This is a genomic window from Wolbachia endosymbiont (group E) of Neria commutata (genome assembly GCF_964026735.1).
In the GTDB taxonomy this organism is placed as follows: Bacteria; Pseudomonadota; Alphaproteobacteria; order Rickettsiales; family Anaplasmataceae; genus Wolbachia.
Genome location: NZ_OZ034692.1, coordinates 121313 through 146179 on the forward strand (window position 1 = coordinate 121313; position 24867 = coordinate 146179).

The following is a 24867-nucleotide window of genomic DNA, read 5'->3' on the forward strand; positions in this document are numbered from 1 at the left end:
AAGTATAATTCAGTCCTGTCTTTGTCATATAAAGGCAGGGCCATCTTCAAAATATTATATCCTTTATTTTTTTGTTAATTTTTGACCTCTCATCTGCAAAGGTATTTTCCAGAGAAATTTTTAATTTTTCCCATTCTCCTTGACCATTTGGATGATTTAAAATTGCAGGCTTATATTCATTTGCAATTTTTTCCAAAGCTTTTTCAAATGAAAAATCTAATTCATCATAAATATCAATATTTATTGACTGTAGTATTACTAAAAATGAAAACAAATTTGGTACAGGTATTTCTTCCTTTGTGTAATTCAGAAGACACAACTTTATTTTCTTTGCGCAGTACTCTATCGTTTTTAACGATAGAGATAAGCTTTCTGCATAAAATATAAAACCGTCTATGATCAAATTTTTTGACTTTTTCGGCAATTTTATGTTTTTGAATAGTTCTTTTGTAAATCTTTCTATAGGTTGTTTTGGTAAGTGTAAGGATAAATCAGTGAAAGATTTTAGGTCAAAATTTGATCCAAGTATTGTATTAATAGCTTTATACACGTTGCTTTTATCTTTACTGACAGAAATAATGAAAACAAGCCCTTCTATGTCAAGCATGTACTTTATGGATTCTAAAAAATCGACAATAAATTTGGGACGGCATATATCAAGATCATCCACCATTATATAAATGTTTTTACCTTCCCTAATTTTATTAACTACTTTTGCTAATTGAATTTTAAAATCTTTAATATTTTCCTGTCTTTTCTGAAGATTATTTAATTCTCTTAAAACAGCACCAATGTCTTTTTTATCAGCTTCTTTAGTAGCATCAAGGAGCACAGAAAGCATCGCAAGTGGAGATTTACTAATTACTTTTCCTAGTGTATTTAAAGAAAATAGCTCCTGATTTATGTTCTTGAACTGTTGTATAACGCTTCTCTTTACTTCATATGACGAAAATAAATCCTCAAATAAAAAATTCAAAAAAGAAGGAAGCGGTTGGTCCAGTGCATTGATATCCCATGCGCTATAATAAGCTGCAATTTCATTTTGCTGCTTCAAATCTCTTATCCACTCTTTCAGAAAAAAAGTCTTACCCCATCCGTCATATCCTTCCAAAGATATTATTGTAAAAATTTCTTCAATTTTTTTAATTATAGTGTTGCATTTGTTTGCAAATTTCTTATAGTCTAGGTAATCATTTTCCCAAGCCACCACCAAAGGTGGTGGCGCTACTTTTTTCTTCTTAAATTTTATTAATGATATAAGCTTTTTAAAACACATAGGATTGTTACACTGCATTTCACTATAGTATTTTATAAGTTAAGAGTCCATATTTATATCACAACTTAGTAACTGACATGGATTTATTACTGAGGCCAATAGCGATAATAAGACCAAATAATCCGCCACCTGAAGTTGTTAACCCCAATTCTGGGGCTTTGTTACATAGACCTCATTGGGTATGTAAATCACAGTAAACTCACGCAGCTAACTCAAGCTTAGCCGTACCTATATCGGTAAATTTGTTAATTAAGTATCATTGAATGAGGAGCTCTTTTGTACGATTTATTTCAGATCTGTTTTTTAAACTAAAACCAGATATCTGTTTGAGCCTATAGAAAAAAACTTCAATAGACCCCCTGCGAAAAGGTAAAAAACAGATGAAAAACATTAAAAAGCATGTAAAATGAAAGTTTTAGAAGAGGGAAGATGGCAATAAGTTACGTAAAAATAGCAAGAACACCATATATTTTTAGACAATTGACAGGGCTCACAACATCTGAATTTGAAAAAATTGTGGCAAAAGTGCGTCCAGAGTGGGAAAAAATGGAGGCGAAAAAGAAATGTCACGGAAGAAAATCGCATGTTGAGGAGCTAGAAGACAGGATTTTATGTGTTCTAATTTATTACAGAACGTACATAACGCATCCATTTTTAGGGTTTTTGTTTAATTTGCACAACTCAAATATTTGCCGACTTTTTAAGAAAATGTAGCCATTATTGGCCAAAAAAATTACTATAAAAAAGGATAGAACGCTGACGCCAGAAAGGATTTTAAAAATTTTAGCAGACGTCACGGAGCAACCGATACAGCGGCCGAAAGACAGCAAAAAACGTAAGAAAAGTTATTCCGGAAAAAAGAAAGCAACCACAATAAAAACCGAAATTGTGATCGAGGGAAATGGGCAAATTCTGTCGATTTCGAAGTCGTATAGAGGTCGAATGCATGATTTTCGCATAAGGAAACAGGAAAAATTGTTGGCCAAAGATAGCATAAAATATGCCGATTCTGGGTATCAAGGTTGGCAAAAACTGCAGAAAAACGTTGTGATTCCGTACAAAAAACACCGTAAAAAGCCACTAACGGAGGAGCAAAAGGAGCATAATCGGAAGCTGGCATCGTTCAGGATGCGTGTGGAAAATAAGATTCGCGAGATAAAAATCTTCAAAATAATGTCAAATGTTTACCGCAATTTTCAGAAGAAATACAACATGAGATTTAATATTATAGCAGGAATTGTGAATTTGAGGCATAGTTTTTAATAATTTTTAGGCTGAGGATTTCTTACCAGATTTTATCAGCAACTTGCTTCACGTTGTTTCGCAGGGGGTCTAATATAAGACCGTGCTCCATACTTAACCTTTTTTCCATGTGCCAACACCATCTTAATAGTTTTCATGTATGCTAATGTAGCTGTTTGAAATTTAATATTATTGCGGGTACTGTGAACTTGCGGCACGGGTCTTAACTTACCTTACTTTTGGGTTATCTCATGTTTTAGCTAGTCCAACACTGCTTCGCAGCAGGTCTTGTCTTCCTTTGCTTTCTGTTTGGTCTATTGGTTTTTCAAGTTGTTCAACTATTTTACTTACAATTACTCCTGTGGAAGGAAGAGCTTTTTGAGTAATATCAGCAGGATTTGTCCCTAATTTTTCAAAAATTTTTGCTCTTTCTTTTACAGTAGTGGATTCAGTTTTTTCTGATTTTTCAATAAAAAACTCACTAAATTTTCTATTTATTTCTTGATTGTCTCCTTTTATTCCTTCTAGCTTACTATAAGCTATGTCCATAAACTGCTGATTACCAGCTTTTTTAGCTACTTCTAAAGCAGTTTTTCCTTCTGGGTTTTTAAGCTCAAATATATCTTCTGCTGATCGAGATTGCAGAAATTTTATGTTATTTTCACTGAGACTATTGTGTGCAGCCATATCAAATAATTTTTTTTCTAGTATTATACTTAGTTGTTCTGGATTTTGATGACCATATATGTATTTGCCAATTTTATTAGCACCAGGAATTTTCTTTGGCACTGGTGGTGGTGTTAAAGTTAGAATCTGCTTCACTTGCTCTTCAGATAATTCTGACACTGGGGATGATAGGGGAATATTATTTTCTTTCTGAACATTTTCTACATCTTTTGGATAATTTTTCCAATTTACGTCATCGAGAGAGATGTAAGCACCAGAAGCTTTCTTTGGCACTGGCGGTGGCGTTAAAGTTAGGATTTTTTCTACATGCTCTTTAGGTAATTCTGACGCTGAAAGTTTATCTTGTAAACCAGGATTATTACCCTCTTCTTTCTTATAATTGTAAGTTAAAAATATGATATAAAAGAAACAAGAGAGAGGATAACCCTACTAACTATAGGAATAGGGCTATCACGGGCGTGTGCGACCGACCAATAATTGGTATTACAGCCGTTCAGATCAAGGTACACTAGCCCTATCTCTCGATACGTTTGAATAGTTGCATGGGACATATGTATGCACCCGTTTACAATCTTAAATTAATTAAACTATCGAGGTTATTATGATTACATCTTATCAAAATTTTATTGGAATTGATATAGGAAAATTTAAAAATGTTGCTGCAGCTCACAACCAAAAGAACATTATCAAGTTTGATAATAATGCCGCTGGTTGGCAACAATTGTTTCAAGATTTTTCAAATATCTTACCTAATTCTTTAGTAACTCTGGAAAACACTGGAAAATATGAGCTTGGTTTAGCACATTTTCTTGTTGATAAGGATGTTGCTGTACATCGAGCTAATACTCGCAAAGTAAAAAGCTTTGTCATATCTCATGGAACTTTAGCAAAGTCTGATCAATCAGATGCAAGAGCTCTTGCTCAATATGGATGTGAACGCTATAGTACTCTATCTCTATTTGTGCCTATGTCAAAAGAACAAACAGCCTTAGTTGCACTTTGTCAACGCCGTGATGACATTACGCAAATGAGAGCTCAAGAGAAATGTAGGCTTGCAGCACCTGAAAACGACCATATAAAAGAAAGTTGCCAAAAAACAATCGACTTTTTTAACAGTCAGATAAATGAGCTCAACGATACCATGCAAAAAATTATTGATGAAAATCCAGAGTTACAAAAGCGCCAAAAAATCCTTAGAACGGTACCAGGAATAGGTATCAAGTTATCTCAAGATTTTGTATGCTTGATGCCAGAACTTGGCTACTTAAACAAAAAAGAAGTTGCAAGTCTTGCTGGAGTTGCCCCGCATCCAAAAGAAAGTGGTAAAACTATTGGTTACCGAAGGATAACAGGTGGTAGAAGCAATGTTCGTGCAAAGCTTTTTACGGCTGCAATGGCTGCCGCAAGATCCAAATCTGCGCTTGGTGCTTTTTACTCTGATCTTATTGGTAGAGGTAAAAAGAAGATGGTGGCTATAACAGCTCTAATGCGAAAAATCATAGTAATTGCCAATGCGAGGCTTAAAGAAGCAGTTAATGTGAATTAAAAAAATCTGCATAGAAAATAGGTTAACGAATATGTGTGTAAGTACGTCCCCACACATTTTAAGTACTTATGCACATATTCGTTAATCACAAGATCTAAGCAGTAACTGTTGTTTGATATAAAATTTTTCTATGATAAATTAGGGTTTTTATTGTCAAAAATACATTTTTCAATTGAATAAGAATACAAAATTATAAACAAAAGTTGTAATAAGACTAAATTCAAAAAATTTTAAAAAACATAGTTGATCTGACTCAATTGATAGTTGACACAGTCAAGTCCCGAGGCAAACATTACATTCAGTAGTGGTTTTACCCAAGTTATCTTTCCTAAGTTTCTTTGAGTTAACATATTTAATAGGGCTAGATACACGGCCGGTACCAATTGAAAGCAGTACCATATCATCATCAGGGAATAGTTTCTTGCTGTTTCATATGAGCATGCGGCTGGATTATTAGCAAATACGCCTCCATCCACCAAAACTCTTTCAACGTCATTGATTTTCAGATATTTAGGTGCAAAATATGTTGGTGCTGCAGTTGTTGCTCTTAACGCGTCCTTTAATTTAATGAATTTTCTATCCTCTTTCCAGTTCTTAAAAAAGAAAGGACAGTTGTTATGAATATCGTAACTAGTAAGTAGTAAATTATTTGAGACGTCTGCAAGAGTGGCATCACCGAAATACTTGTGTAGTACGTTCTCTATATTTTGATATGGATACTGAGCACCGTTTAACCATGAAAATATTGACCTTCTTAAAAATGAGGATTTAAAGATATATGGACCATACTCTTGATAAAAATTGACTAAATCACTCGCTGAATACTGTGGTTTTCCTTCTCCATCTTTCTTACGTAGCCCTGCAACAACTATTCCACCGGTTGAAGTGCCTGCCATTAAGTGAAAAATTTCTGAAATAGTTTTGCTTGTCCTTTTCTCTATTTCTGCTAATATTATTGCTGGTATAATTCCTCGGATTCCGCCACCGTCTACTGAAAGGATATATTTAGTCATGTTTAGATGTTTATTAGTTTTATTAACTTGTTCGCTTCTATTAGGATTTGCTAGTTGTCCAAAAATTACAGTCGGTTTCACTCCCGGAGAGAATTGTAACAATCTAATAATCGATTCTGTAGATCATGCTAAAGAATCTGTGTTGGTCCAAGCCTATTCCATTAATTCTGAATCTATTGCAAAATCGCTAATTAGAGCTAAGGAACGAGGTGTTGATGTTAAGGTTATCTTAGATGAATCGGCAATTAACGGAATACATAGTGTCATTAATCAATTATTTGAGCACACAATTCCAATTTGGATTGATTTCAAACCTGCTATCGCCGATAATAAAGTAGTTATCATTGACAACCAAAAAATCATAACTGGATCCAACTTTTCTCATAATGCACAGAGAAGAAATGCTGAAAACCTATTGATCATAACAGGAGATTCTTCATTAATTGAGCGGTACATTCAAAATTGGAAAGATCGTCAATCTCAATCTGAGTTTTATAATAAAGCTCCAAGACGTATAACTCGAATTTGGGATTAAGAAAGGAAGGGTAGGAAAATGATAATATTTATTGATTTTTTCACCTTTTTCTAAATAAAAGTGCAACATATTAATACCGTTAATAGATGTTTTAAGAGATATTTTGTAGACCTTACTTTCTGCTTAAAACTTGTAATTTAAACTCATCAAGCTCTTCAGAAAGACTTTTGACTCTCTCTTCCAAGCGATATACCGTTACGATTAATCCGTTATTCTGCTCTATAAATTTATCATGTATGTGAACCCGTAAATCTAGCTTGGCAAGCCACCAAATTACCATTATAGCCTGTATTGCCATCGTTACTATTACTGCTAATGGAATTTTTTGGTTTTGCATAGATGTAAATTTATTATGAATAATTGCTGATAATAGCTTACTTCTCTGATTTGTAGTTATCCTCTGCTCTAGCAAGTAGCTTTATGATTTCATCGTAGGGCTTATTATTCTTATTGTGTCGTGATTCCATTACAGCCAACTTTTTAGGCATTCTTCCATTATTATCAGTAATATTAGGGTTTGCGTTTTGCTCAAGTAGAAATTTAACAACTTCTAAGTGACCGTAGTCTGCAGCATTATGAAGTGCTGTACTGCCATACTTACTAGTAGCATTTATATCGATGCCTTCATCAACTAACAACTTAACAACTTCTGTGCACCCTGCATATGCTGCACTATGTAGCGCTGTAAAACCAGATATTTTAGTATTATTAATATTCACCATACCTTGGACTATAAATTTTACAACTTCAGCACTACAATTTTCAGAAGCAATTTGTAATATTGTTTTATAATCACTCACAGCTTTACCCTTTGCATAGCAGTATGTGATAATAACACATATAACTGTTATCATAAGCCATAGAAAGCTTATTTTATTCTTTATGTTCTTACTTATCATGTTCATTTCCAATATTTCCTAGAATTAAATAATCATTTCCTTAAAATTTTCTTATTTTCTGCTTACCATTGCTTCTACAGTAGTTTGATATCCTCTACTATCTAAAATATGTTCTGCCTTGCTAATTACCCATTCTCCTTCAATTTCCTGACAAAACCCTGAAAGGCTAATTTTGGCTTCTGCACATAGTTCAGGATTACCAGGAACAGTAAACATTTAAAATTGATGTGCTGCGTTTCAATTGTTTTAATTTAGCAGTTGCTGCACTAATTGCTGATTCTGCAGTAGAGTAAGGTGTTTGCATGGAATAACTTGGATCTTCATTGCCTACTTTTTCTTCTGTAGTTTTTCCCATTTCATAACTGTACCATTTTGCAATTACAGATCCATACTTATTGCGTACATTAAAATTTACCCTCCAATTTATGACTTCTTGAGGTGTTAATACCGTTGTCCCTAAAACCTTACCAGTTGCTAACCTTGCCTCTCCTTTTGGAATAAAAATTATATAACCTCCCACTGATTTTACTAATGCATCATAATCCTGACCTAATCTTTCCAGAAAATTCATATCGCTTTCGTCTGTTTGGATAATATGCGGTATAAATATATTTTCAAACTTTTTGGCAGTTTTACCTTCATACCCATGCTTTTGTGCTATCTCTTTAATTAAATCACTCAAGGTAATGTCCTTCCATTCTTTTGATGTTTTTTCCTTTAATGATCCTCTCAAACTTGCAGCATTGCATTTTATTCTCAATGTTTGTGGTGGACTTTGTATTGTAATTTCATTTGCTGTATAAACTCCCATAAGCAGTAAACCTGTCTCTTTATACCCGAGAAAAATCTGTAATTTACCCTTAAGCTTTAAAGCACTGGAGTTATAATCAATACATATCTCAGCTTCGTCACTTGTAGTACCGGATCCGTCAGTAACATGCAGAGATATTAAGCTCCTTTTTAATGCTTCTGTTACTGAATTACCTTCTGCTATTATATCAAAGTCTGGAGTCATTCATCTAAAATATTGATAACAGGCTCTTGTGATATTTTCTGAATTTTAGGGAGCTTAATCTTGAGACCTGCAGGTAAAAAACTACCGTATTCCGCAAGACCAGGATTTTCAAGTAATATTTCTTCCACTGCTCCACTACTATATCCGTAGTACTTCCAGCAAATATAATCCAACATCTCATTCTCTTTTGTGTAATAGTAAATCATTTATTATAACTTTTTAGCTTTAATTGGAACTCAACTTTTCTTGGCTGTCCACCTGGGAAGAATGATATCTGTTTCTCTTCTATGCTAGTAATGACAAAATTTCCAAGTACATTGCCTGAATTATTAACTAAAACATGAGCTTCTTTAGAGCTACGCATACTCTTTAATTGCTCTAAACCACGACTCTGATAATGTGGGTAAATTACTCCTGTCAAATCAATACATTCAATTCCTGAACCGATGTTTTGTAGTGACGTTTTTTCAATACATTCAATTGTATGCCATCTCTCTTCTTTACTGTATCTCAGGCTTATTGGTTCAAGCTTACATTTTCCAAGCAACATTAATGCAGTTCTTCAACTATATCAAATAGTGCGCCACGTGCTTGTTCTCTAAATCTTTCTATTACTGCATCAGCAAGACTACGGATATTTTGACTTGGCTCTGCTTTAATATTGATATTAAATGTTTGATAGAATGCTTGGTTATATACTTTCGATTCCCTATTTTCACATTTACTTTTTATCAGTTCCTTAAGTGCTTTCTCAACTTCTTCTTGGTCCGTAGTTCTTTTCTCTTCTATAACACTTTTTACTTTAAGATTCTCAAGATTGTTTTTGCTACTTTCCGATAGTTGTCTTATAGCACTATTGTTTGCCAATGGATCTCCATTACTGAAAACGCTATTTTTAGAAAGCTCATTAACAACACTTACGTTGCCTTCAAATTTCTTAATCGTACTATTCTCAGAAAATCCACCAAATATGCTACTGACAGTGTCTCCTAGCCATGAGAAAGCTTCACCAATTGCTTTATTATCGATTTTATGTACTCCCACAAGCTAACAAAAAAGTCCTTCACATTTTGCCAATTAGTCATAACAAGAGCTGCACCAGTAACAAGTCCTGCTATTAAAAATCCAATAGGGTTACTCATTACAGCTAATCCTATTGCTCTTAGTCCTATTATCACTGCAGGAAAAACTGTAGTTGATAAAAATGAGAACGTTGCAATTATTGTTGCTCTTAGACCAAGAACTGTACTTGCTAAAAAAGTAAATCCATAACCAACGCCTACTGTTAGGATTTTCAAACCTATTAAAGCTGCTATAGTACCCATGATTGCTGTAGTTAAAGTTGGATATTTTTCTGCAAGCATAGCTATGCGTTGAGTTTTTTCTTGTAAATATTCAGCTATGGATTTTAAAGTAGGTAACATAACTGAACCTAGATTCATAGCAACTTCAGCTATTGCATTTCTGAGAAGTCGTAGTTTATTAGCTGTAGTATTTGCACGATTGTTAAATTCTTCCTGCATTGAAGCGTTATATTTTTCTTTATCAGCTAAATGAGCAATAGCTTTTTTGTAAGTACCTAAACTTCCTACTAACAGAGCAATATCATCTTGAAATCCTCCGCCAAATAGGTTCATAAGAATGCCAGCAGGCTCTTGATCATCTATTTTTTTTAAGGTTTCAAGAAATTGTAATATTGCCTCTTGAGGATTTTTTTTAATAGCTTGTTCAAGTTCCTCTACACTTGTTCCCATTTGATCTAATGCATCATGAAATTCAGGACTTTGCTCTCTTGCAGTTTGGAGTCTACTAAGAAAGTTATTTATAGCAGTTGCTGCTTTTTCAGGTTGTTTACCTAAGCTTATGAAGCTACTAGCTAAGCTACTTGCTTGACCAATATCGAGTCCAAACTGTTTCGCATTACCGCCAATTCTATTCAGTGTAAGAACCATTTCTTTCGCTTTAGCAGCAGTATTATCCGAAAGATGGTTTATTATATTACCTACATTTTCCATATCGTTAACTCCAATCCCGTAAACATTAGAGATCTTTGCTATAGCGTTACCAGCTTCCTCTGCAGACATATCAAACGCTGTGGTCATCTTAGCAACTATTGTTGTAAATTTAATTAGATCGTTCTTGTCAATACCAAGCTGGCCACCACTTGCAGCTATTTGTGCTAATTCTGCAGCTGATAGCGGTATTTCACGAGACATTTCTTTCAACTTTTTAGCAAACTCAATTGATTCATCCGTAGTTTTATCCTGATGAAATTTTACAACTTTCTTCACATCAGCCATAGCACTCTCGAAATCAATAGCAACCTTGATCGGGGCTGCAAGTGTCAGTCCAAGCCCAATTGTTTCTATGATTTGTGATTTAAAGCGTGCTTTACTTGCTAAAACACTTTGGTGACTACGTATTGCAGATCCAAGTTTGTTATATTTGCTCTTGAGTAGCTCAACAGATGATCCAAGTTTATATTGATCACTTACTAAAGACTTAATGTTTTTTCCACTTTTCCTTACTTCTTCATTTAATGAATGTAGAGCATCCCTCTTTTTCAAATACGCATCTTTTGCTTTTATTGCCGAAGCTTTGGCTTTATCAAACTCAGCTTTTAAAGTTTTACTTGGTTTTTCTATTCCTTTCATTTGTTTGGCCAAGGATTTTACCTGATCTTCAAAGCCTTTCCAGGATTTCTTTCTAGCCAAAACATCAGAACCCAATTGTTTAAACTTAGATACTGATTTTAAGGATGAATCAAGCCTTCTGATATTCTCGCCAAGACTAGAAGCTGACCACTACTTCCCTTTATTACAGCATTAAAACTGCCATCCAACACTGCTCCTATTTTTATAGATAACGTTGACATTTAAATTCCCCTGCTACTTTAACCCACGAAATAAATTCATTAATTTCCATATTGAGTATTTGCTCAACACCACCACCTGTGATAGAGCTGAGCATTAGTACGTTCAGTCTTAAGTCTTTTGGATAATTGGTGAAAAAAAATCCTTTAAGATTTCTTGTACTTTCACATAATCTGCAATATCCAGTTCTTCAATTGCTTCTTTTGCAGTTGATGTTAAATTTGCAGTTAATACGACTTCCTTACTTAAATCACTACCATCAAAACGCTCCATAACAAGATAATCTCTTACTTTCGGACGTCTAATGGTAAGTTCTGAAACAAGTGTTCCATCAACTGTTATTGGGTTATTAAGTGTTATTGTTTGCATATCTCCCCCTAAAAAATTAATTAAATAAAAGCCTACATTGACTTTTACATGACTAATTTTCTTGAAAAATAAGAATTGTTAGCTTTGATAAGAATCTTTTCTGTGTTCAATTGAAGTGATTACTACTGTATGTGCTGGAGCGTCTATGTAGTAAAGTATACGATAAGTACTTACCCTTAAACTGTACTGTCCACTTAAATCATGGCGCAAAGGTTTTCCAAGTCCTATTGGCTCAACCGTAAGACGTTCCATTATTGCCTTCTCAATAATTGACTTTATCTTTTTTGGAAGTGCTGGAATATCTTTTTTTATAACAGATTCTGAGTAATCTATATTATATAGCCTAATCCCAGAAGGCATCTTGATGTCTTATTCTCTTCTCTTTATAGCGTTCACCAGCAATTTTAGATAATTCTATATCCTCAATTTCCTCTTCCATTAATTCAGCCAATAACTTTAAAACAGATTTATTCTGAGATTGTGCAACACTGACAAGCAAATTAACTAATTGTTCTTCAGAATTTTCATGAACTTTAGTATTCATATTAGCCATATACTACTCCAGTAAGTAATTGTTACATTTTAACACTTCTTTGTTGTTTTGTCAACTATGTCATATTCCGAGCACAGTTTGGAGTAGTGCCATCTGATCAATACCATTTATCTTTCGAATCATATTTTCAGTATCGATCTCGATAAGCTCTTTGTCACCAATGGTAAGTTTATAGTAATGAGCAGCTAAGGAACATTTTAGGGTTGCTTTTTCAGCTGGCTTCCAACTACCAAAGTCAAACTCTTTAAAAATGCCTCTTAAGTTTATGATCACTGCTTCAATATTATTGATACCACTTCCTTGTAATCCGTCTCTGAGTTTCAGAGCTACTGAATTTCCATCTATTAAGCCGAAAAGCCTAAATAGCTCCGTATCGTATTCAGAAAAAGTAAAATCTGCTTCTAATTTCTCCATTCCCATGTCAATGCTAATGGGTATGTCCATGCCGCCAGCTCGATATTCCTCTGTTTTAATAGTTAATTTGGGAAGAGTTATTTCGTCAATTTTTCCAGCATAACCTCGACCATCAACAAAGACATTAAAGTTCTTTAGGATTTTTGGTAGCATATTTTTCTCCGATTTTAATATTAAGAATTTTATTTAAAAGTCACTTGTAAAGTATTGTATTATTTATTAAATGAGATCTGAAGGTAATCTGCTCAGCAGGATATAGTGGTGTAAACTCAAAATCAAAATATACCTTTCCGCTTGCAATGTTTGACGGAGTGTTTAGTTCTGGAGTCGCATAGCATTTGCCGCTCAAAATTGCTCCTTGTGCCTTTAAATGAGCAAAATAAGAGTTAACACTTTCAATGACATCATCCATATATGTTTTGGTAATATTGCGATCCACTGCCCAGAGATGCGCTCGAAGAAGGCTATCGTTAATAAGGTCTGCAGTACGCCTTACGGGTAGAAAAGCCCATTTATCATCGCTTGAGCAAGTCCTATTTCCCATAGTCTGTAGCCCTTTTGATGAATAATTGTTGCAACTTCATTTTCATTTAAAAGATTAGCACGGCAATTTGCATCACCCAACGTAAAATCAACAGGTCTGCTAGTACCAACAATACCATTAATCTCTTGATTCGATGGCGACCACCAGAACCCATGTTCATTATCTATTTTGGCAATTAACCCTGCAACAAATGGACTCGCAGGTAAAATCTCTTCTCCTTTTTCAGTAAACACTTTTACCCAAGGGTCAACTACATAAACACGACAACTACCGATACTTTTTCTCCACTTTATTGCTTCTTCATCATTGGTATTTGTGCCATCTGCAACTATGATAGCTCTTAATTTTTCTGCTACCGGGATTAATGCTGCAACTATTGGATTTTTAGACTTTTCTTCTTTTGACTCTGTTTCAGGCAACTGATGAGTAAATCCTGGAGCAATAAGGATTCTTGGGGCAACATGTATTATACTCTCACTGCTGAGGAAAGCCTCTATCCCATGATATTCGCCAGTTTCTTCATCGACCCCACCAATAACGTTTCTAAGTGTTTCACTTTCTTTGAGCTTTGGATCAACATTAGACCCCCTGCGAAACAACGTGAAGCAAGTTGCTGATAAAATCTGGTAAGAAATCCCCAGCCCAAAAATTATTAAAAACTATGCCTCAAATTCACAATTCCTGCTATAATATTAAATCTCATGTTGTATTTCTTCTGAAAATTGCGGTAAACATTTGACATTATTTTGAAGATTTTTATCTCGCGAATCTTATTTTCCACACGCATCCTGAACGATGCCAGCTTCCGATTATGCTCCTTTTGCTCCTCCGTTAGTGGCTTTTTACGGTGTTTTTTGTACGGAATCACAACGTTTTTCTGCAGTTTTTGCCAACCTTGATACCCAGAATCGGCATATTTTATGCTATCTTTGGCCAACAATTTTTCCTGTTTCCTTATGCGAAAATCATGCATTCGACCTCTATACGACTTCGAAATCGACAGAATTTGCCCATTTCCCTCGATCACAATTTCGGTTTTTATTGTGGTTGCTTTCTTTTTTCCGGAATAACTTTTCTTACGTTTTTTGCTGTCTTTCGGCCGCTGTATCGGTTGCTCCGTGACGTCTGCTAAAATTTTTAAAATCCTTTCTGGCGTCAGCGTTCTATCCTTTTTTATAGTAATTTTTTTGGCCAATAATGGCTACATTTTCTTAAAAAGTCGGCAAATATTTGAGTTGTGCAAATTAAACAAAAACCCTAAAAATGGATGCGTTATGTACGTTCTGTAATAAATTAGAACACATAAAATCCTGTCTTCTAGCTCCTCAACATGCGATTTTCTTCCGTGACATTTCTTTTTCGCCTCCATTTTTTCCCACTCTGGACGCACTTTTGCCACAATTTTTTCAAATTCAGATGTTGTGAGCCCTGTCAATTGTCTAAAAATATATGGTGTTCTTGCTATTTTTACGTAACTTATTGCCATCTTCCCTCTCCTAAAACTTTCATTTTACATGCTTTTTAGTCGTTTTTACCTACTTTCTACCTTTTCGCAGGGGGTCTAGTGGACCTTTCGGTATTAAGCCGCTTTGAGGCTTAGCAGTATTCAAATCAGTGGAAAAATCTTGTAGCATAAATAACCCCCCATAGGTTAATTTTTAAATTAAAAAAAATATTGAAAATTAGCTATTCCATTGATCAACAAGATGCCAACGGCCATCCACTTTATCCACTAGCTTACTTGGAACACGCTCACCATTACGAAGTTCAAATACTATCTGACGTACACTGCTTTCTTCATCGTGAGCAAACATTACCATTCCAGTGCTGTAAAATCCTCGCAAAGATCCAGCGCCACTTAAACCTTGAAAAGGATCTTCTTCTATAGTACTTTCTAATACAAGTGATAAACTTCCATAATCGCCTTACCAACCAAAAGGTGTAGATTATCCTGCTGATGCATGCGAGTCCTGAGCCAGCTTTTAATCGTATGCCAGCAATGCTCAATTGGATTCAGATCTGGTGAGTACGTAGGAAGATAGAGCAAATAGCAACCTATAGATTCTATTAATTCCCTTGTTTTAGCGGTTTTATGAAAAGCAGCATTATCCATAATTATAGTTGTACCAACAGGCAACTTTGGTAGCAATATTTGCTCCAGCTACGCATTGAATACATCCTTATCGCACCCTCCAGTGAAGGTCATGGGCGCAATAAAATTTTTCTTAATCCACCCACCTGTCATACTGATTCTCTCGCGTTTTTTGCCCGTAATGTCTGCATAAATTTTCTCCCCCTCGTGGAGCTCTTCCATATTCTGGGTATAGCCTATTATCGACTCCTGCTTCATCTATATACACAATGCTTTCATGGTCTATTTTGGCAACTTTTTCGACAAATTTTTGCCTATCTTCGTGGTTCCGCTCTCGGTAAAGCGTGGTCTTTTTTTTCTTGTGATTTTAACTGCTTCAGCCTATACCAGATCGAATTTATCCCAAATCCTAGGTTTTGTTTCATCTCCATTAGCGTCTGATCTGGGTGTTTTTTAACATACTCTTTCAGCATTTTTGGATCTATTTTTCTTATAAAACCACTCATTTTTGCTGGTTTTAAGCTCTCACCTGCAGCCTTCTTTTTTAGCCATCTGTATAACGTTGCTATTCCTATCTCCAAAAGTTCTGCAACCTCTTCCTTTGGCTTTCCTTTTTTAACCAAAGATACTGCTTTCTCTCTTAAATCAACACTGTATACCATCACTTTTCCTACATGCCTAAATGGTCATTATACAGTTATCATTTGCTTTGGAAAGTACTATATAAAAAAGGATAGAACGCTGACGCCAGAAAGGATTTTAAAAATTTTAGCAGACGTCACGGAGCAACCGATACAGCGGCCGAAAGACAGCAAAAAACGTAAGAAAAGTTATTCCGGAAAAAAGAAAGCAACCACAATAAAAACCGAAATTGTGATCGAGGGAAATGGGCAAATTCTGTCGATTTCGAAGTCGCATAGAGGTCGAATGCATGATTTTCGCATAAGGAAACAGGAAAAATTGTTGGCCAAAGATAGCATAAAATATGCCGATTCTGGGTATCAAGGTTGGCAAAAACTGCAGAAAAACGTTGTGATTCCGTACAAAAAACACCGTAAAAAGCCACTAACGGAGGAGCAAAAGGAGCATAATCGGAAGCTGGCATCGTTCAGGATGCGTGTGGAAAATAAGATTCGCGAGATAAAAATCTTCAAAATAATGTCAAATGTTTACCGCAATTTTCAGAAGAAATACAACATGAGATTTAATATTATAGCAGGAATTGTGAATTTGAGGCATAGTTTTTAATAATTTTTAGGCTGGGGATTTCTTACCAGATTTTATCAGCAACTTGCTTCACGTTGTTTCGCAGGGGGTCTAAGGTTAATCACATCAATTCCTGATCTACCAAACACTCCGTACTGCTGAGATTCTTTATCTTTTATAACCCCAAGAACTTGATAATCTGTACGTGACTCAGAGATGCTTATATACCAAGCCTCATCTCCTGCGATATCTTTGAATGCTTCTTTTTCTGCATTCAAACGGAATGATTTGATCTGAGCAGAAGCCTCTTTTGACTCTGACTCTTCAATTATTGGCACGATATTACTACCATGCTTATCAATTAAATGAAACTTAGGTTTATCTTCGTTTAGATAATTTCTAACCTCTAACACAAATGTTTTATTTTGACCAAGCGGTATCTCAAAAGATAAAGTATTACTACTTCTAGAATAAATAATTCTACAGTCTTTCAGCAATGCAGTTTCTGGAAATACTAAAGTGCCATTTCCACTTACATCAATCTCTGAACGCCCAACAGATTCAAGTATATTGCTTGGCTTTATATAGAAAACATAATTACCATCACCACCTGTGGCTTTTGTATATGGCCAAATTACTGCTTTTTTGCAGTTCATTAGAAAGTCTTTTTCATCACTTTCATAACCTCCTTCGCTATTGATAAACATTTCCTCATTGTTTTTACAATCAATGTACTCTTGTCTGTCTTTTGACCCAATAACACCGTTAATTTTTGTAGCAGAAAACACTTTTTTTACAAATTCTCCCGGGGCTTCCTTATAAAGTAAGCTTGCAACACCATCCTCTTCTTCGTATAAAATACTCGGGCCATTTAAACCACTTAGGTCAAGCACATTGCTAGTATCACCACCATAAATTCGACCTGAAAAATCTTTATTCAGTAAATGAAATACATTTTGAGTACCATTGCCACCAAATATCTTTGCGTGTCCACCATGAACAAGAAAAGCACTTTTCCTCTCATTATTTCCAACTACTGTTCCACTGTTTACATATCTTAGATCAAAAAGAATAGTCTGATTTTTATTGTGGTTAGCCATTTTTGCTCTATTAGCTATGACAAATGCATTATAGAATGGATAGATTGCTTCAGGATTTTCACTATAATATGGAACTTTTGTTATACATTCATGCAAGACAAGAACAGCTCTATCCGATTCAGATGGTAAGCATTCTGGGCGTAGCCCTTCTTGATATTCATATTCTTTACCTGACCATTGAGGCAAGCCAAGCATTTGAGCATTTGCAGGAATAGATCCAGAAATTATAGAAGCTGTGCGCGCGAGCTTTGTAGTATCTGCATTTGTCTTATTCATCTTTATATTCGCATGACTTGGCAAGATATGGGGAACCTTAACTGTTATATCGCTACAGCTTTTATGAGAGTATAGATTACCTCTCCTATCAGAACCTGTACATCCCTTCCCATCTTCTATTTTTGCATGCCTAACAATTGTACCTGAAGTTTCAGTAATCATTCTACCAACGAGCTCACAATCCCATTGCCGTAGCAACCACATCAGTGCTATTCTCCAAACGCCTCCAAGCCTCTTCAGCCAATCGCTTAAAAACTTCTGTGTCAGCTGCAAGTTTTTGAACATCTTGTGGTATAGGTTGAAAAGCAACTGTGTGCCAAAAAATACGCCAATTTTCATCGCGCGTTATGTCATATTTATCTTCATATGCTTTAATGTTACTAATACCACTATAAACTGCCTGGCCTACCATTAATGCAAACCCCACTACAGTTCCCGCTCCTGGCATTGCAAGAAATGCAACTCCAGAAATAAATGAAACACTGCCAAAAGTTATGCCTGCTATATTATCTCTCTTTTCCTTCTCTGAACACGGCTCTTCTCCTTCTTCTTCACGCAAGCAATTTATGAGATTCTTTGCTGACTCTGCTACATCTGCAATATCAAAAACACTAGTTATTACCCCTGCCCCTCCTCTTAACTGCATATTTAGGCAATCGAACGGTCTTAAATTTAACTACATTATTACCTAAGCTTTTTTCTACGCCACTAGACTTCATTCCATTGAACCTACCAAGAACAGGTGCATCCCCTGCAATACTTCCAGCTGGATTTAAAACTTTTGTATTAAGTTTCAGCATTCCATTTTCAATTGGCTGAGACAAAAATGAAAATCCCATTTCCCCGGCACTGAGCATACAATCTGTCGTTGAGATCGTTGCTGAGCCTTCTTGTTTTGCACAGGATACAAAAGTTTCATGAACACCTTGGAAAAACTGTATTCTACCTGCAGCAGTCATAAATCCTTGCTTTAACTTTGAATTTTCTGATTGTGAAACATCTTCAAATAAATCAAGAAATCGCCTTTCTTTTGGGTCTTTGAGTAGTTTATCTATCTCATATGGTTTTTGCTCAATATCAGCATCAGAACGCAATAAATCTCTAGCTTTTTCTGCCTGCCAAACCTCACGAGCGGAGCCGATAAAATCTATTTCATTTGCTCGTGTAAAACTTATCTGTTCTTGTGTTGGCAATTCTCTTAGCCTTTCTATATATTCATTTGCATTTAATCTACAAGAAATTGCCGCTCTTTTTTCTCTTCCTCCCCCAGATGGACCGCATCCGCTAGTCTTGAATCTCTCAATTGCCCGAATTTCAGTATCAAGTTTATTTTTACTGCCTAAGTGCTCCAAGACGTTGGTAAATCTATTTCGAATCTCTTGTATTTTGGTAGTAATGTCAGCAACCTGATCACCTAGTGCTAATTGATCCTTTAGTTTATTTGTTTCATTAAGTAAAAGAGTTGTAACTATGCTTACTATTTTACCTTTTTTGTTCGCATAATCTAGATTTCGTAAATTTTCTAAAATTCTATCTATTTCCTCAGTTTTAAGAGAATCAATTTCTCCGCTTTCAAGGTCTTGAAGGCGCTGATTTATGAATTTTCCAGTTGCATTTTCAAGTAAAATTTCTACTACCTCTTTGTACTCTCCATCTCTATTAATATTAGCCATAAGACTAAGGATTCCTTTATCGCTGATGAATTTTTCTGCGATTTTTCTTTTCTCTTCTTTATTATTAACCTCATCGCCACTAATCTTATAATCAAGATATTTCTTCCATAAATTATATTCACCTTTGTCTATCATGTGATCAAATATATTAGATCCAGAAGAATCTGTTAATTGAAGAAACTTAGATAAATCTTTGAGTAGTAACTTATTGTAATTGCTAGGTTTTTCATATCCAGAAGTATAAAAAGCATCACTTTTCCTCTTTAACGCTTCAAATGTATGATTAATTAATTTATTAAAAATATTTTCTTTAATTTCTGATACAGCATCACTGAGCATCGTTAAAAATAATGCATTATGCCCCCCGTGCAAGGTTCGTCTGATTGGGTCAGCACCACTATCCAAAAGCAACCTGACTTCTGCTTCCTTTCCAAGATAACATGCCAGCATTAGAGGAGTAATATTTTGTTGTGAATCATATTCAGAAAATTTCCATTTTTTATCACTCATAAGTTCAAGTGAATAACTAGGTAGATCAATAGCCTTAACACTCAGACTTGATAGTAAAACGCTAAGGTCCTGACTACTATACACTGCTTGAAATAGTTTAGTCACTGCAATATATTCTTGCTTCAATCCAAAAGCTTTAGCCATTTCACTTAGTAGTAGAATCACCTTGTCGCTATAAACAACCTTATCTTCATCATAATGTCCTTTAGGCGTTTTCCAGTTATCTGTAGGGTGTAAATAAACAGGGGAGTAATCAACATTAGTGAAATAATTATTCCCGTAATCAAGTAGTAATTGCTGACCCGAAGAAATAGTCTCCTGTGCTGCTAATGAAATCTCCTGGATTTTATACTCAATAGTACGAATATTTGCAGTACCAATTATTGCATAATTTACATATGCTGCCCAATTACGCAATTGAGAGGCATCTATCGTTATAAGTTCATTCAGATCAAAAAGATATGCACTATTTTTTCTGTTCTTTTCTGCCTCTTCGCTACTCATGCGCTCTCCATCATAAATACCAAGAAAGCTGCCTGCTTTTATTTTCTCTCTAGCATATATTCCCCACTGATTCCTTCCAAGCGCACGAACCTCTGCAATAAAAACCCCTTTTTAGTTCCGAGCTTCAGGTGTAGAAATATACTCAATTCCCTGTAGCTTCAGAACCTCTTTTTTGAATTTTTCTAAGTCTTCTGGTAGATTATAACGTTTAGATTCTGGTGCATCTTCTGCCTAAATATTTTTAGGTGTTAACCTTAGATCATCCGTTTCTATGTGTCTTGCAGGTACTGCTTGATCAGGTATTGATCTGAGAAATTCTAATGTTTCTTGTGTTAATTTATTTTCATTATTATATTTCTTGAAATTTTCGAATAGCTTATTTAGAGATTGTGTAATACCACTATTATTACTTACAACGCCTAAAGATATCAGCTTAGTTACTCCTTCTAATATACTAATAAGTCTATAAGAATTTAGTCTGAATCTTGATAACCTATTAAGTATTTTAGAAATGTTATCATCAAAAGCGCTCTTAAGCTCTCTCTTGTCATCATCACTCAGATTCAACTTCTGTATGCTTTCAGCAAGATTTTTAATACTAACTGCAGTCCAAAGATTTTCTTCTGAAAAGTATCTGGGAGAGTAGACCGGTGGAACTTCCCCACCAGTCTCTCGCAGAACTGTGCATGAACCTCGCGACTCACACAGCTCCCATTATTCAGTCTTTTGCCCTAAACCAAGTGTCCAGTGGTAAAAAGTATTTGGCTCTTCTTTCCTCATTTTTCCTAGAAGTTGCCTTGCTAGTCTTCCATGATTTCGAAGCTTCTTATACTTTCTTCTGACCCACTTTTCTAGGTGCCGCTCTATGTTTCTCAGAGGTTTGTATATCTCTTTCCTGTAAAACCTGCCATAGTACTGATACCAGCCTCTGACTATTGGATTTACTATCTTTGATATTTCCTCTGATGTTTTGTGTGTATTTCGTAGTATTTTCCATGACCTTATGGTTGTAGTAATATTTTTCTTGGCCTTGTTGCTAATCGCAGGAAGAAATGAAACAAAATGCTTTCCTATTTTATTTCTTGCTAACCTGGGTCTAAATGTATAACCCAGAAAATCAAAACTTTGTTTAGGAAATTCACTTTTCCTATTGTCATCCTTGCAGTACACAATTTGTGTCTTTTCAGGATGTAATTTTAGCTTATACTCAGCCAATCTTTCTTCTATTGCTACCCTCATAAATTCTGCCTGCCTACTACTCTTGCAGTGCACTATCGCATCATCTACATACCTCTCAAATGCTATTGTTGGGCACTTTCGTCTCATCCACTCATCAAATACATGATGCATAAATATGTTTGAGATCAGCGGGCTTGTTGAACCTCCTTGCGGAACTCCTTTTTCCCTAACTACCTTACCGCCATCTGCTTGCTGAATTGGAGCTTTTATCCATCTTTCAACATACAGTATGACCCATTTGCAGTCTGTGTGCCTTTTGATAGCTTGCAATGCCAACTCGTGGTCCAAATTGTCGAAAAATCCTGCTATATCAAGATCTATCGTCCAATCGTACCACCAGCATCTTTTCCTCGCAGTTCCTACCGCATCCAGTGCAGATTTGTTTGGTCTATAACCATATGAATCTTCATGAAACTTCGGTTCTACTAACGGTTCTAGATACATTGTAGCTGCTGTCTGCGCTATCCTGTCCGATACTGAAGGAACACATAAAATTCTTTGTCCCCCTCCCGTACCTTTTGGTATTGCTACAGCTTTTACAGGCTCTGGAAAATAACTTCCAGATGACATCCGATTCCATAGTTTATAGAGATTATCTTTTAGATCTTCCTCAAACTTTGTTATCGAAACCTCATCTACACCAGCAGCACCCTTGTTTTTGGACACTTGTTTATAAGCTCTCCTAATAAGTTGCTTCGGTATATCAAAAGACTTTGTTTTATTCATTTACTCCTCCCTTTCGGTTGACAAATAACTAAAACTGAATAACTCAGCCCCTTCGCTCCATTCCCATTACAGAAACTTCTTCACTACTACGAGCTGATCCGCCCCTGTTTTCCGTATCGGTACTCTCACCCTTGGAGTTTAGCTCCTTGGATTTCTCCCTTATCATCGAAACGACAGGTTCCCGTAGTTCCACACAATAGCCTGAAATAGATTCATGCCACCTCTATGCCGGACGCCATCTACCCAGTAAACAAGTTCCTGATAGACTTATCCCAGGTTAATCAAGACCCCCTGGTTTTGACGCCACCTAATTGTTTTCGACACTTCATCAGTGGTTCACTTTCGTTCATCTTTCTATTCCATACATGACGCATAATTACGCCTTTTCCATAATGCTCACTACCTTGGCTCTTTACCAAAGCAGCTTATGGTTGTTTGAAGCCTGCTCTTGTAAACCGGCTTCGAGGGGCCCACCCTCATCTATTGCGTAGCTTTTGCACTTAGTTTGCTCTTTTCAGAACATTCTTTGTGTCTCTATGGCACACCTTGAACTACAAACTTTTTGCAACATCAAGAGCTGCATAAGTGAATATTGCACTTGCACCTGCACGTTTAAAACTGATTAAAGATTCATGAATTACTTTGTCATAATCTAGCCATCCATTATTTGCTGCAGCTTTTATCATTGCATACTCACCGCTTACTTGATAAGCAAAAATCGGAAAATTAAATTTATCACTTGCTGTTTTAATAACATCCAAATATGGCATGCCTGGTTTAACCATAATAAAATCTGCGCCTTCATTTATATCCATTTCAATTTCACAGATTGCTTCACGCGCATTCCGATAATCCATTTGATAACCACTTTTATCTATAGAATTTGATAGCCCACATGAACCAACAACTTGCCTGAATAGTGCATAAAAACTGGAACAATATTTCACCGCATAGGATAATATTGATACATCCTGAAAACTCTCACCATCCAGTGCCTTTCTAATCATTCCTATTCTACCATCCATCATATCAGAAGGAGCAACTATATCGCACCCTGACCTTGCTAAAGCAAGTGCTTGCTTACATAATATCGACACGGTTTCATCATTTTCTACATCCACCTTGTTGTCTTTTACAATACCGTCATGACCATGAATAGTGTATGGATCAAGTGCAACATCTGCAATAATACCAATTTCAGGTACCTTTGATTTTACAGCACGAATTGCTCTGCAGATTAAGTTGTTAGAGTTATATGATTCTTCAGCATTTTTAGATTTTAATTTATTATTCACTACGGGAAAAATCGCAACAGCATTGATTCCTAAATCCTTAGCTTCTTGAATTATCGACACTATTCCATCTATTGAATAGCATTTGACTTCAGGTAAGCCAGAAATTGGTTCAGTTGTTTCTTCTCCGCCCTGAACAAAAAGAGGTAAAACTAGATCATTTACTGATAAAGTGCTTTCACTTGTTAAATTGCGAATCCACTGACTTGAGCGCTTGCGTCTTAGTCTAGTATTTGGGAAATTAAACATTAGATCCAGGTAAATTTCCAGTAAAGAGCAACACTCCTGAAACGAGAATCACCCAAAACACTGATATTGGTAAAAACACTTTCCAACCAAGGCGCATGAGTTGATCATATCGATAACGAGGTATTGTGGCTCTAATCCAAATAAATATAAACAAAAGTACAACTATTTTTAAAATAAACCAAATTAAACCAGGAATTTTATAAAATAAACTCAGCTCTAATGGAGGGTACCACCCACCCAGAAAGAATATTGTCATCATAGCGCTTGCTAAAATCATATTTGCATACTCTCCAAGGAAAAAGAGAGCAAAAGGCATGGAGGAATATTCAACATTATACCCGGTAACAAGTTCTGATTCGGCTTCTGGTAAGTCAAATGGATGACGATTCGTTTCTGCAAGCAAAGAAATAAAAAATATTACCCCGATAGGCATGAGTAGTAAATCAACCCAAAACGGCATATTATGTTTTTTCACGACCATTTCTCCAAGATTTAATGTGCCAGTGGTAATAACAACTGTGGCAACTATTAATCCTATTGAAACTTCATATGAAATCATCTGAGCAGCTGACCTTATGCCACCAAGAAATGCGTAGTTAGAGTTACTTGACCAGCCTGCAATAATGATACCATAAACTCCCAAAGATGATATAGCCAGCACATAAAGCACACCGACATTAATGTTTGCTATAACCTTAGGAATCACCACTTGCTGACCATTTTCGATAATTACATCAGCACCAAACGGTATTACTGCCCAGGCAATCAATGCTAAAATGAAAGTTAGCATTGGAGCCATAATGAACAGTATAGTACTTGCTCTAAAGGGTATTATTGGCTCTTTAATTATTAATTTGATAGCATCTGCAAACGGCTGTAATAACCCAAATGGTCCGACCACACTTGGGCCGTGCCTCAGTTGAATTGCACCAATAACTTTACGCTCAAAGTACACCAAATACGCAACCGACAACAATAACGGAATGAGAAGAAAGAGAATTTGAATTATCAGAAGCATAGAGTTACCGCAATAA

The 24867-nt window shown here is 35.6% G+C and carries 27 protein-coding genes and 6 pseudogenes; 4 read left to right on the forward strand and 29 right to left on the reverse strand.

Annotation, left to right across the window (positions count from 1 at the left end; translation table 11 throughout):
• Nucleotides 1-46: 46 nt before the first annotated feature.
• Complete coding sequence (locus AAGD89_RS00585; RefSeq protein ID WP_341808420.1) at nt 47-1276, reverse strand: P-loop NTPase fold protein; 1230 nt, start codon at nt 1274-1276, stop codon at nt 47-49.
• 429 nt (nt 1277-1705) lie between these two features.
• Here AAGD89_RS00585 and AAGD89_RS00590 point away from each other — a divergent pair.
• Nucleotides 1706-2539 (forward strand): annotated as a pseudogene (locus AAGD89_RS00590) (transposase).
• Between the two features lie 228 nt (nt 2540-2767).
• On the opposite strand, the gene AAGD89_RS00595 reads toward AAGD89_RS00590, so the two are convergent.
• Nucleotides 2768-3478, reverse strand: a complete 711-nt coding sequence (locus AAGD89_RS00595; protein WP_341808421.1) for a hypothetical protein — start codon at nt 3476-3478, stop codon at nt 2768-2770.
• 328 nt (nt 3479-3806) lie between these two features.
• Between AAGD89_RS00595 and AAGD89_RS00600 the strand changes: the two genes are divergently transcribed.
• Nucleotides 3807-4751: an IS110 family transposase gene (locus AAGD89_RS00600; protein ID WP_341808247.1), complete on the forward strand. Its 945-nt coding sequence runs from the start codon at nt 3807-3809 to the stop codon at nt 4749-4751.
• A gap of 245 nt (nt 4752-4996) precedes the next feature.
• Here AAGD89_RS00600 and AAGD89_RS00605 read toward each other — a convergent pair.
• A pseudogene (locus AAGD89_RS00605) lies at nt 4997-5764 on the reverse strand (patatin-like phospholipase family protein); the annotation flags it as partial.
• Between AAGD89_RS00605 and AAGD89_RS00610 the strand changes: the two are divergent.
• Nucleotides 5763-6299 (forward strand): phospholipase D family protein, encoded by a 537-nt coding sequence (locus tag AAGD89_RS00610; protein WP_341808422.1) that lies wholly within the window; start codon nt 5763-5765, stop codon nt 6297-6299. The pseudogene AAGD89_RS00605 and the gene AAGD89_RS00610 overlap by 2 nt on opposite strands.
• A gap of 112 nt (nt 6300-6411) precedes the next feature.
• Here AAGD89_RS00610 and AAGD89_RS00615 read toward each other — a convergent pair whose 3' ends face one another.
• The 19 genes and pseudogenes from AAGD89_RS00615 to AAGD89_RS00700 form a co-directional block, all read right to left on the reverse strand.
• A complete protein-coding gene (locus AAGD89_RS00615) occupies nt 6412-6636 on the reverse strand; it encodes a hypothetical protein (RefSeq protein WP_341808423.1) in 225 nt (74 codons plus the stop codon).
• 37 nt (nt 6637-6673) lie between these two features.
• Nucleotides 6674-7099 carry an ankyrin repeat domain-containing protein gene (locus AAGD89_RS00620; RefSeq protein ID WP_341808424.1) on the reverse strand — a complete coding sequence of 142 codons (426 nt, stop codon included), beginning with the start codon at nt 7097-7099 and terminating at the stop codon, nt 6674-6676.
• A 150-nt stretch (nt 7100-7249) separates the two neighbouring features.
• Complete coding sequence (locus AAGD89_RS00625; RefSeq protein WP_341808425.1) at nt 7250-7414, reverse strand: hypothetical protein; 165 nt, start codon at nt 7412-7414, stop codon at nt 7250-7252.
• Complete coding sequence (locus tag AAGD89_RS00630; protein WP_341808426.1) at nt 7395-8213, reverse strand: contractile injection system protein, VgrG/Pvc8 family; 819 nt, start codon at nt 8211-8213, stop codon at nt 7395-7397. The genes AAGD89_RS00625 and AAGD89_RS00630 overlap by 20 nt, the downstream gene beginning before the upstream one ends.
• A complete protein-coding gene (locus AAGD89_RS00635; protein ID WP_341808427.1) occupies nt 8210-8419 on the reverse strand; it encodes a tail protein X in 210 nt (69 codons plus the stop codon). The genes AAGD89_RS00630 and AAGD89_RS00635 overlap by 4 nt, the downstream gene beginning before the upstream one ends.
• On the reverse strand, nt 8416-8763 hold the full coding sequence (locus AAGD89_RS00640) for a phage tail protein (protein WP_341808428.1): 348 nt from the start codon (nt 8761-8763) through the stop codon (nt 8416-8418). The genes AAGD89_RS00635 and AAGD89_RS00640 overlap by 4 nt, the downstream gene beginning before the upstream one ends.
• Complete coding sequence (locus AAGD89_RS00645) at nt 8763-9257, reverse strand: hypothetical protein (RefSeq protein ID WP_341808429.1); 495 nt, start codon at nt 9255-9257, stop codon at nt 8763-8765. The genes AAGD89_RS00640 and AAGD89_RS00645 overlap by 1 nt, the downstream gene beginning before the upstream one ends.
• Entirely contained in the window at nt 9203-10942 is a 1740-nt protein-coding gene (locus AAGD89_RS00650) for a phage tail tape measure protein (protein ID WP_341808430.1), read from the reverse strand. Before AAGD89_RS00650 ends, AAGD89_RS00645 begins: the two co-directional genes overlap by 55 nt.
• Nucleotides 10943-10965: 23 nt before the next feature.
• Entirely contained in the window at nt 10966-11088 is a 123-nt protein-coding gene (locus tag AAGD89_RS00655) for a hypothetical protein (protein WP_341808431.1), read from the reverse strand.
• A 109-nt stretch (nt 11089-11197) separates the two neighbouring features.
• The gene (locus AAGD89_RS00660) at nt 11198-11455 is read right to left on the reverse strand and encodes a phage tail assembly protein (protein WP_341808432.1); all 258 of its coding nucleotides are present in this window, start codon (nt 11453-11455) and stop codon (nt 11198-11200) included.
• A gap of 78 nt (nt 11456-11533) precedes the next feature.
• Complete coding sequence (locus tag AAGD89_RS00665) at nt 11534-11815, reverse strand: type II toxin-antitoxin system RelE/ParE family toxin (RefSeq protein ID WP_341808433.1); 282 nt, start codon at nt 11813-11815, stop codon at nt 11534-11536.
• Nucleotides 11799-12008, reverse strand: a complete 210-nt coding sequence (locus AAGD89_RS00670; RefSeq protein ID WP_341808434.1) for a hypothetical protein — start codon at nt 12006-12008, stop codon at nt 11799-11801. The genes AAGD89_RS00665 and AAGD89_RS00670 overlap by 17 nt, the downstream gene beginning before the upstream one ends.
• A gap of 60 nt (nt 12009-12068) precedes the next feature.
• Complete coding sequence (locus tag AAGD89_RS00675; protein WP_341808435.1) at nt 12069-12575, reverse strand: phage major tail tube protein; 507 nt, start codon at nt 12573-12575, stop codon at nt 12069-12071.
• A gap of 40 nt (nt 12576-12615) precedes the next feature.
• A pseudogene (locus tag AAGD89_RS00680) lies at nt 12616-13547 on the reverse strand (phage tail sheath family protein); the annotation flags it as partial.
• 71 nt (nt 13548-13618) lie between these two features.
• Nucleotides 13619-14452, reverse strand: a pseudogene (locus AAGD89_RS00685) (transposase).
• A 196-nt stretch (nt 14453-14648) separates the two neighbouring features.
• A pseudogene (locus AAGD89_RS00690) lies at nt 14649-14852 on the reverse strand (hypothetical protein); the annotation flags it as partial.
• A gap of 8 nt (nt 14853-14860) precedes the next feature.
• The gene (locus AAGD89_RS07230) at nt 14861-15079 is read right to left on the reverse strand and encodes a transposase (RefSeq protein ID WP_410541844.1); all 219 of its coding nucleotides are present in this window, start codon (nt 15077-15079) and stop codon (nt 14861-14863) included.
• A gap of 48 nt (nt 15080-15127) precedes the next feature.
• Nucleotides 15128-15316: a hypothetical protein gene (locus AAGD89_RS00695; RefSeq protein ID WP_341807927.1), complete on the reverse strand. Its 189-nt coding sequence runs from the start codon at nt 15314-15316 to the stop codon at nt 15128-15130.
• A gap of 56 nt (nt 15317-15372) precedes the next feature.
• On the reverse strand, nt 15373-15720 hold the full coding sequence (locus AAGD89_RS00700; protein WP_341807926.1) for an IS630 transposase-related protein: 348 nt from the start codon (nt 15718-15720) through the stop codon (nt 15373-15375).
• Nucleotides 15721-15772: 52 nt separating this feature from the next.
• On the opposite strand from AAGD89_RS00700, the pseudogene AAGD89_RS00705 reads away from it, so the two are divergent.
• Nucleotides 15773-16306, forward strand: a pseudogene (locus tag AAGD89_RS00705) (HARBI1 family protein); the annotation flags it as partial.
• A gap of 35 nt (nt 16307-16341) precedes the next feature.
• On the opposite strand, the gene AAGD89_RS00710 reads toward AAGD89_RS00705, so the two are convergent.
• The 7 genes from AAGD89_RS00710 to nuoH all read right to left on the reverse strand — a co-directional run bounded on the left by AAGD89_RS00710 (nt 16342) and on the right by nuoH (nt 24851).
• Nucleotides 16342-17802: a hypothetical protein gene (locus tag AAGD89_RS00710; protein ID WP_341808436.1), complete on the reverse strand. Its 1461-nt coding sequence runs from the start codon at nt 17800-17802 to the stop codon at nt 16342-16344.
• Nucleotides 17803-17815: 13 nt separating this feature from the next.
• Complete coding sequence (locus AAGD89_RS00715; protein ID WP_341808437.1) at nt 17816-18286, reverse strand: hypothetical protein; 471 nt, start codon at nt 18284-18286, stop codon at nt 17816-17818.
• Nucleotides 18252-20426 carry an SET domain-containing protein-lysine N-methyltransferase gene (locus tag AAGD89_RS00720; RefSeq protein WP_341808954.1) on the reverse strand — a complete coding sequence of 725 codons (2175 nt, stop codon included), beginning with the start codon at nt 20424-20426 and terminating at the stop codon, nt 18252-18254. Before AAGD89_RS00720 ends, AAGD89_RS00715 begins: the two co-directional genes overlap by 35 nt.
• A gap of 132 nt (nt 20427-20558) precedes the next feature.
• Nucleotides 20559-20894: a hypothetical protein gene (locus AAGD89_RS00725; protein ID WP_341808438.1), complete on the reverse strand. Its 336-nt coding sequence runs from the start codon at nt 20892-20894 to the stop codon at nt 20559-20561.
• Between the two features lie 147 nt (nt 20895-21041).
• Nucleotides 21042-22292 (reverse strand): group II intron reverse transcriptase/maturase, encoded by a 1251-nt coding sequence (gene ltrA / locus AAGD89_RS00730; protein ID WP_341807935.1) that lies wholly within the window; start codon nt 22290-22292, stop codon nt 21042-21044.
• 551 nt (nt 22293-22843) lie between these two features.
• Entirely contained in the window at nt 22844-23833 is a 990-nt protein-coding gene (gene hemB, locus AAGD89_RS00735) for a porphobilinogen synthase (RefSeq protein WP_341808439.1), read from the reverse strand.
• The gene (gene nuoH / locus AAGD89_RS00740; protein ID WP_341808440.1) at nt 23826-24851 is read right to left on the reverse strand and encodes an NADH-quinone oxidoreductase subunit NuoH; all 1026 of its coding nucleotides are present in this window, start codon (nt 24849-24851) and stop codon (nt 23826-23828) included. Before nuoH ends, hemB begins: the two co-directional genes overlap by 8 nt.
• Between the last annotated feature and the right edge of the window lie 16 nt (nt 24852-24867).

What these genes read in the sequence shown, in the direction of transcription:
- AAGD89_RS00585 (WP_341808420.1), bottom strand. Translation starts at nt 1,276, where the DNA reads ATGTGTTTTAAAAAGCTTATATCATTAATAAAATTTAAGAAGAAAAAA.
- AAGD89_RS00600 (WP_341808247.1), top strand. Translation starts at nt 3,807, where the DNA reads ATGATTACATCTTATCAAAATTTTATTGGAATTGATATAGGAAAATTT.
- hemB (WP_341808439.1), bottom strand. Translation starts at nt 23,833, where the DNA reads ATGTTTAATTTCCCAAATACTAGACTAAGACGCAAGCGCTCAAGTCAG.
- AAGD89_RS00715 (WP_341808437.1), bottom strand. Translation starts at nt 18,286, where the DNA reads ATGCAGTTAAGAGGAGGGGCAGGGGTAATAACTAGTGTTTTTGATATT.
- nuoH (WP_341808440.1), bottom strand. Translation starts at nt 24,851, where the DNA reads ATGCTTCTGATAATTCAAATTCTCTTTCTTCTCATTCCGTTATTGTTG.
- AAGD89_RS00665 (WP_341808433.1), bottom strand. Translation starts at nt 11,815, where the DNA reads ATGCCTTCTGGGATTAGGCTATATAATATAGATTACTCAGAATCTGTT.
- AAGD89_RS00635 (WP_341808427.1), bottom strand. Translation starts at nt 8,419, where the DNA reads ATGATTTACTATTACACAAAAGAGAATGAGATGTTGGATTATATTTGC.
- AAGD89_RS00695 (WP_341807927.1), bottom strand. Translation starts at nt 15,316, where the DNA reads ATGAAGCAGGAGTCGATAATAGGCTATACCCAGAATATGGAAGAGCTC.
- AAGD89_RS00710 (WP_341808436.1), bottom strand. Translation starts at nt 17,802, where the DNA reads ATGATTACTGAAACTTCAGGTACAATTGTTAGGCATGCAAAAATAGAA.
- AAGD89_RS00660 (WP_341808432.1), bottom strand. Translation starts at nt 11,455, where the DNA reads ATGCAAACAATAACACTTAATAACCCAATAACAGTTGATGGAACACTT.
- AAGD89_RS00670 (WP_341808434.1), bottom strand. Translation starts at nt 12,008, where the DNA reads ATGGCTAATATGAATACTAAAGTTCATGAAAATTCTGAAGAACAATTA.
- AAGD89_RS00630 (WP_341808426.1), bottom strand. Translation starts at nt 8,213, where the DNA reads ATGACTCCAGACTTTGATATAATAGCAGAAGGTAATTCAGTAACAGAA.
- AAGD89_RS07230 (WP_410541844.1), bottom strand. Translation starts at nt 15,079, where the DNA reads ATGGATAATGCTGCTTTTCATAAAACCGCTAAAACAAGGGAATTAATA.
- AAGD89_RS00655 (WP_341808431.1), bottom strand. Translation starts at nt 11,088, where the DNA reads ATGTCAACGTTATCTATAAAAATAGGAGCAGTGTTGGATGGCAGTTTT.
- ltrA (WP_341807935.1), bottom strand. Translation starts at nt 22,292, where the DNA reads ATGAATAAAACAAAGTCTTTTGATATACCGAAGCAACTTATTAGGAGA.
- AAGD89_RS00700 (WP_341807926.1), bottom strand. Translation starts at nt 15,720, where the DNA reads ATGGTATACAGTGTTGATTTAAGAGAGAAAGCAGTATCTTTGGTTAAA.
- AAGD89_RS00640 (WP_341808428.1), bottom strand. Translation starts at nt 8,763, where the DNA reads ATGTTGCTTGGAAAATGTAAGCTTGAACCAATAAGCCTGAGATACAGT.
- AAGD89_RS00615 (WP_341808423.1), bottom strand. Translation starts at nt 6,636, where the DNA reads ATGCAAAACCAAAAAATTCCATTAGCAGTAATAGTAACGATGGCAATA.
- AAGD89_RS00675 (WP_341808435.1), bottom strand. Translation starts at nt 12,575, where the DNA reads ATGCTACCAAAAATCCTAAAGAACTTTAATGTCTTTGTTGATGGTCGA.
- AAGD89_RS00610 (WP_341808422.1), top strand. Translation starts at nt 5,763, where the DNA reads ATGTTTAGATGTTTATTAGTTTTATTAACTTGTTCGCTTCTATTAGGA.
- AAGD89_RS00625 (WP_341808425.1), bottom strand. Translation starts at nt 7,414, where the DNA reads ATGTTTACTGTTCCTGGTAATCCTGAACTATGTGCAGAAGCCAAAATT.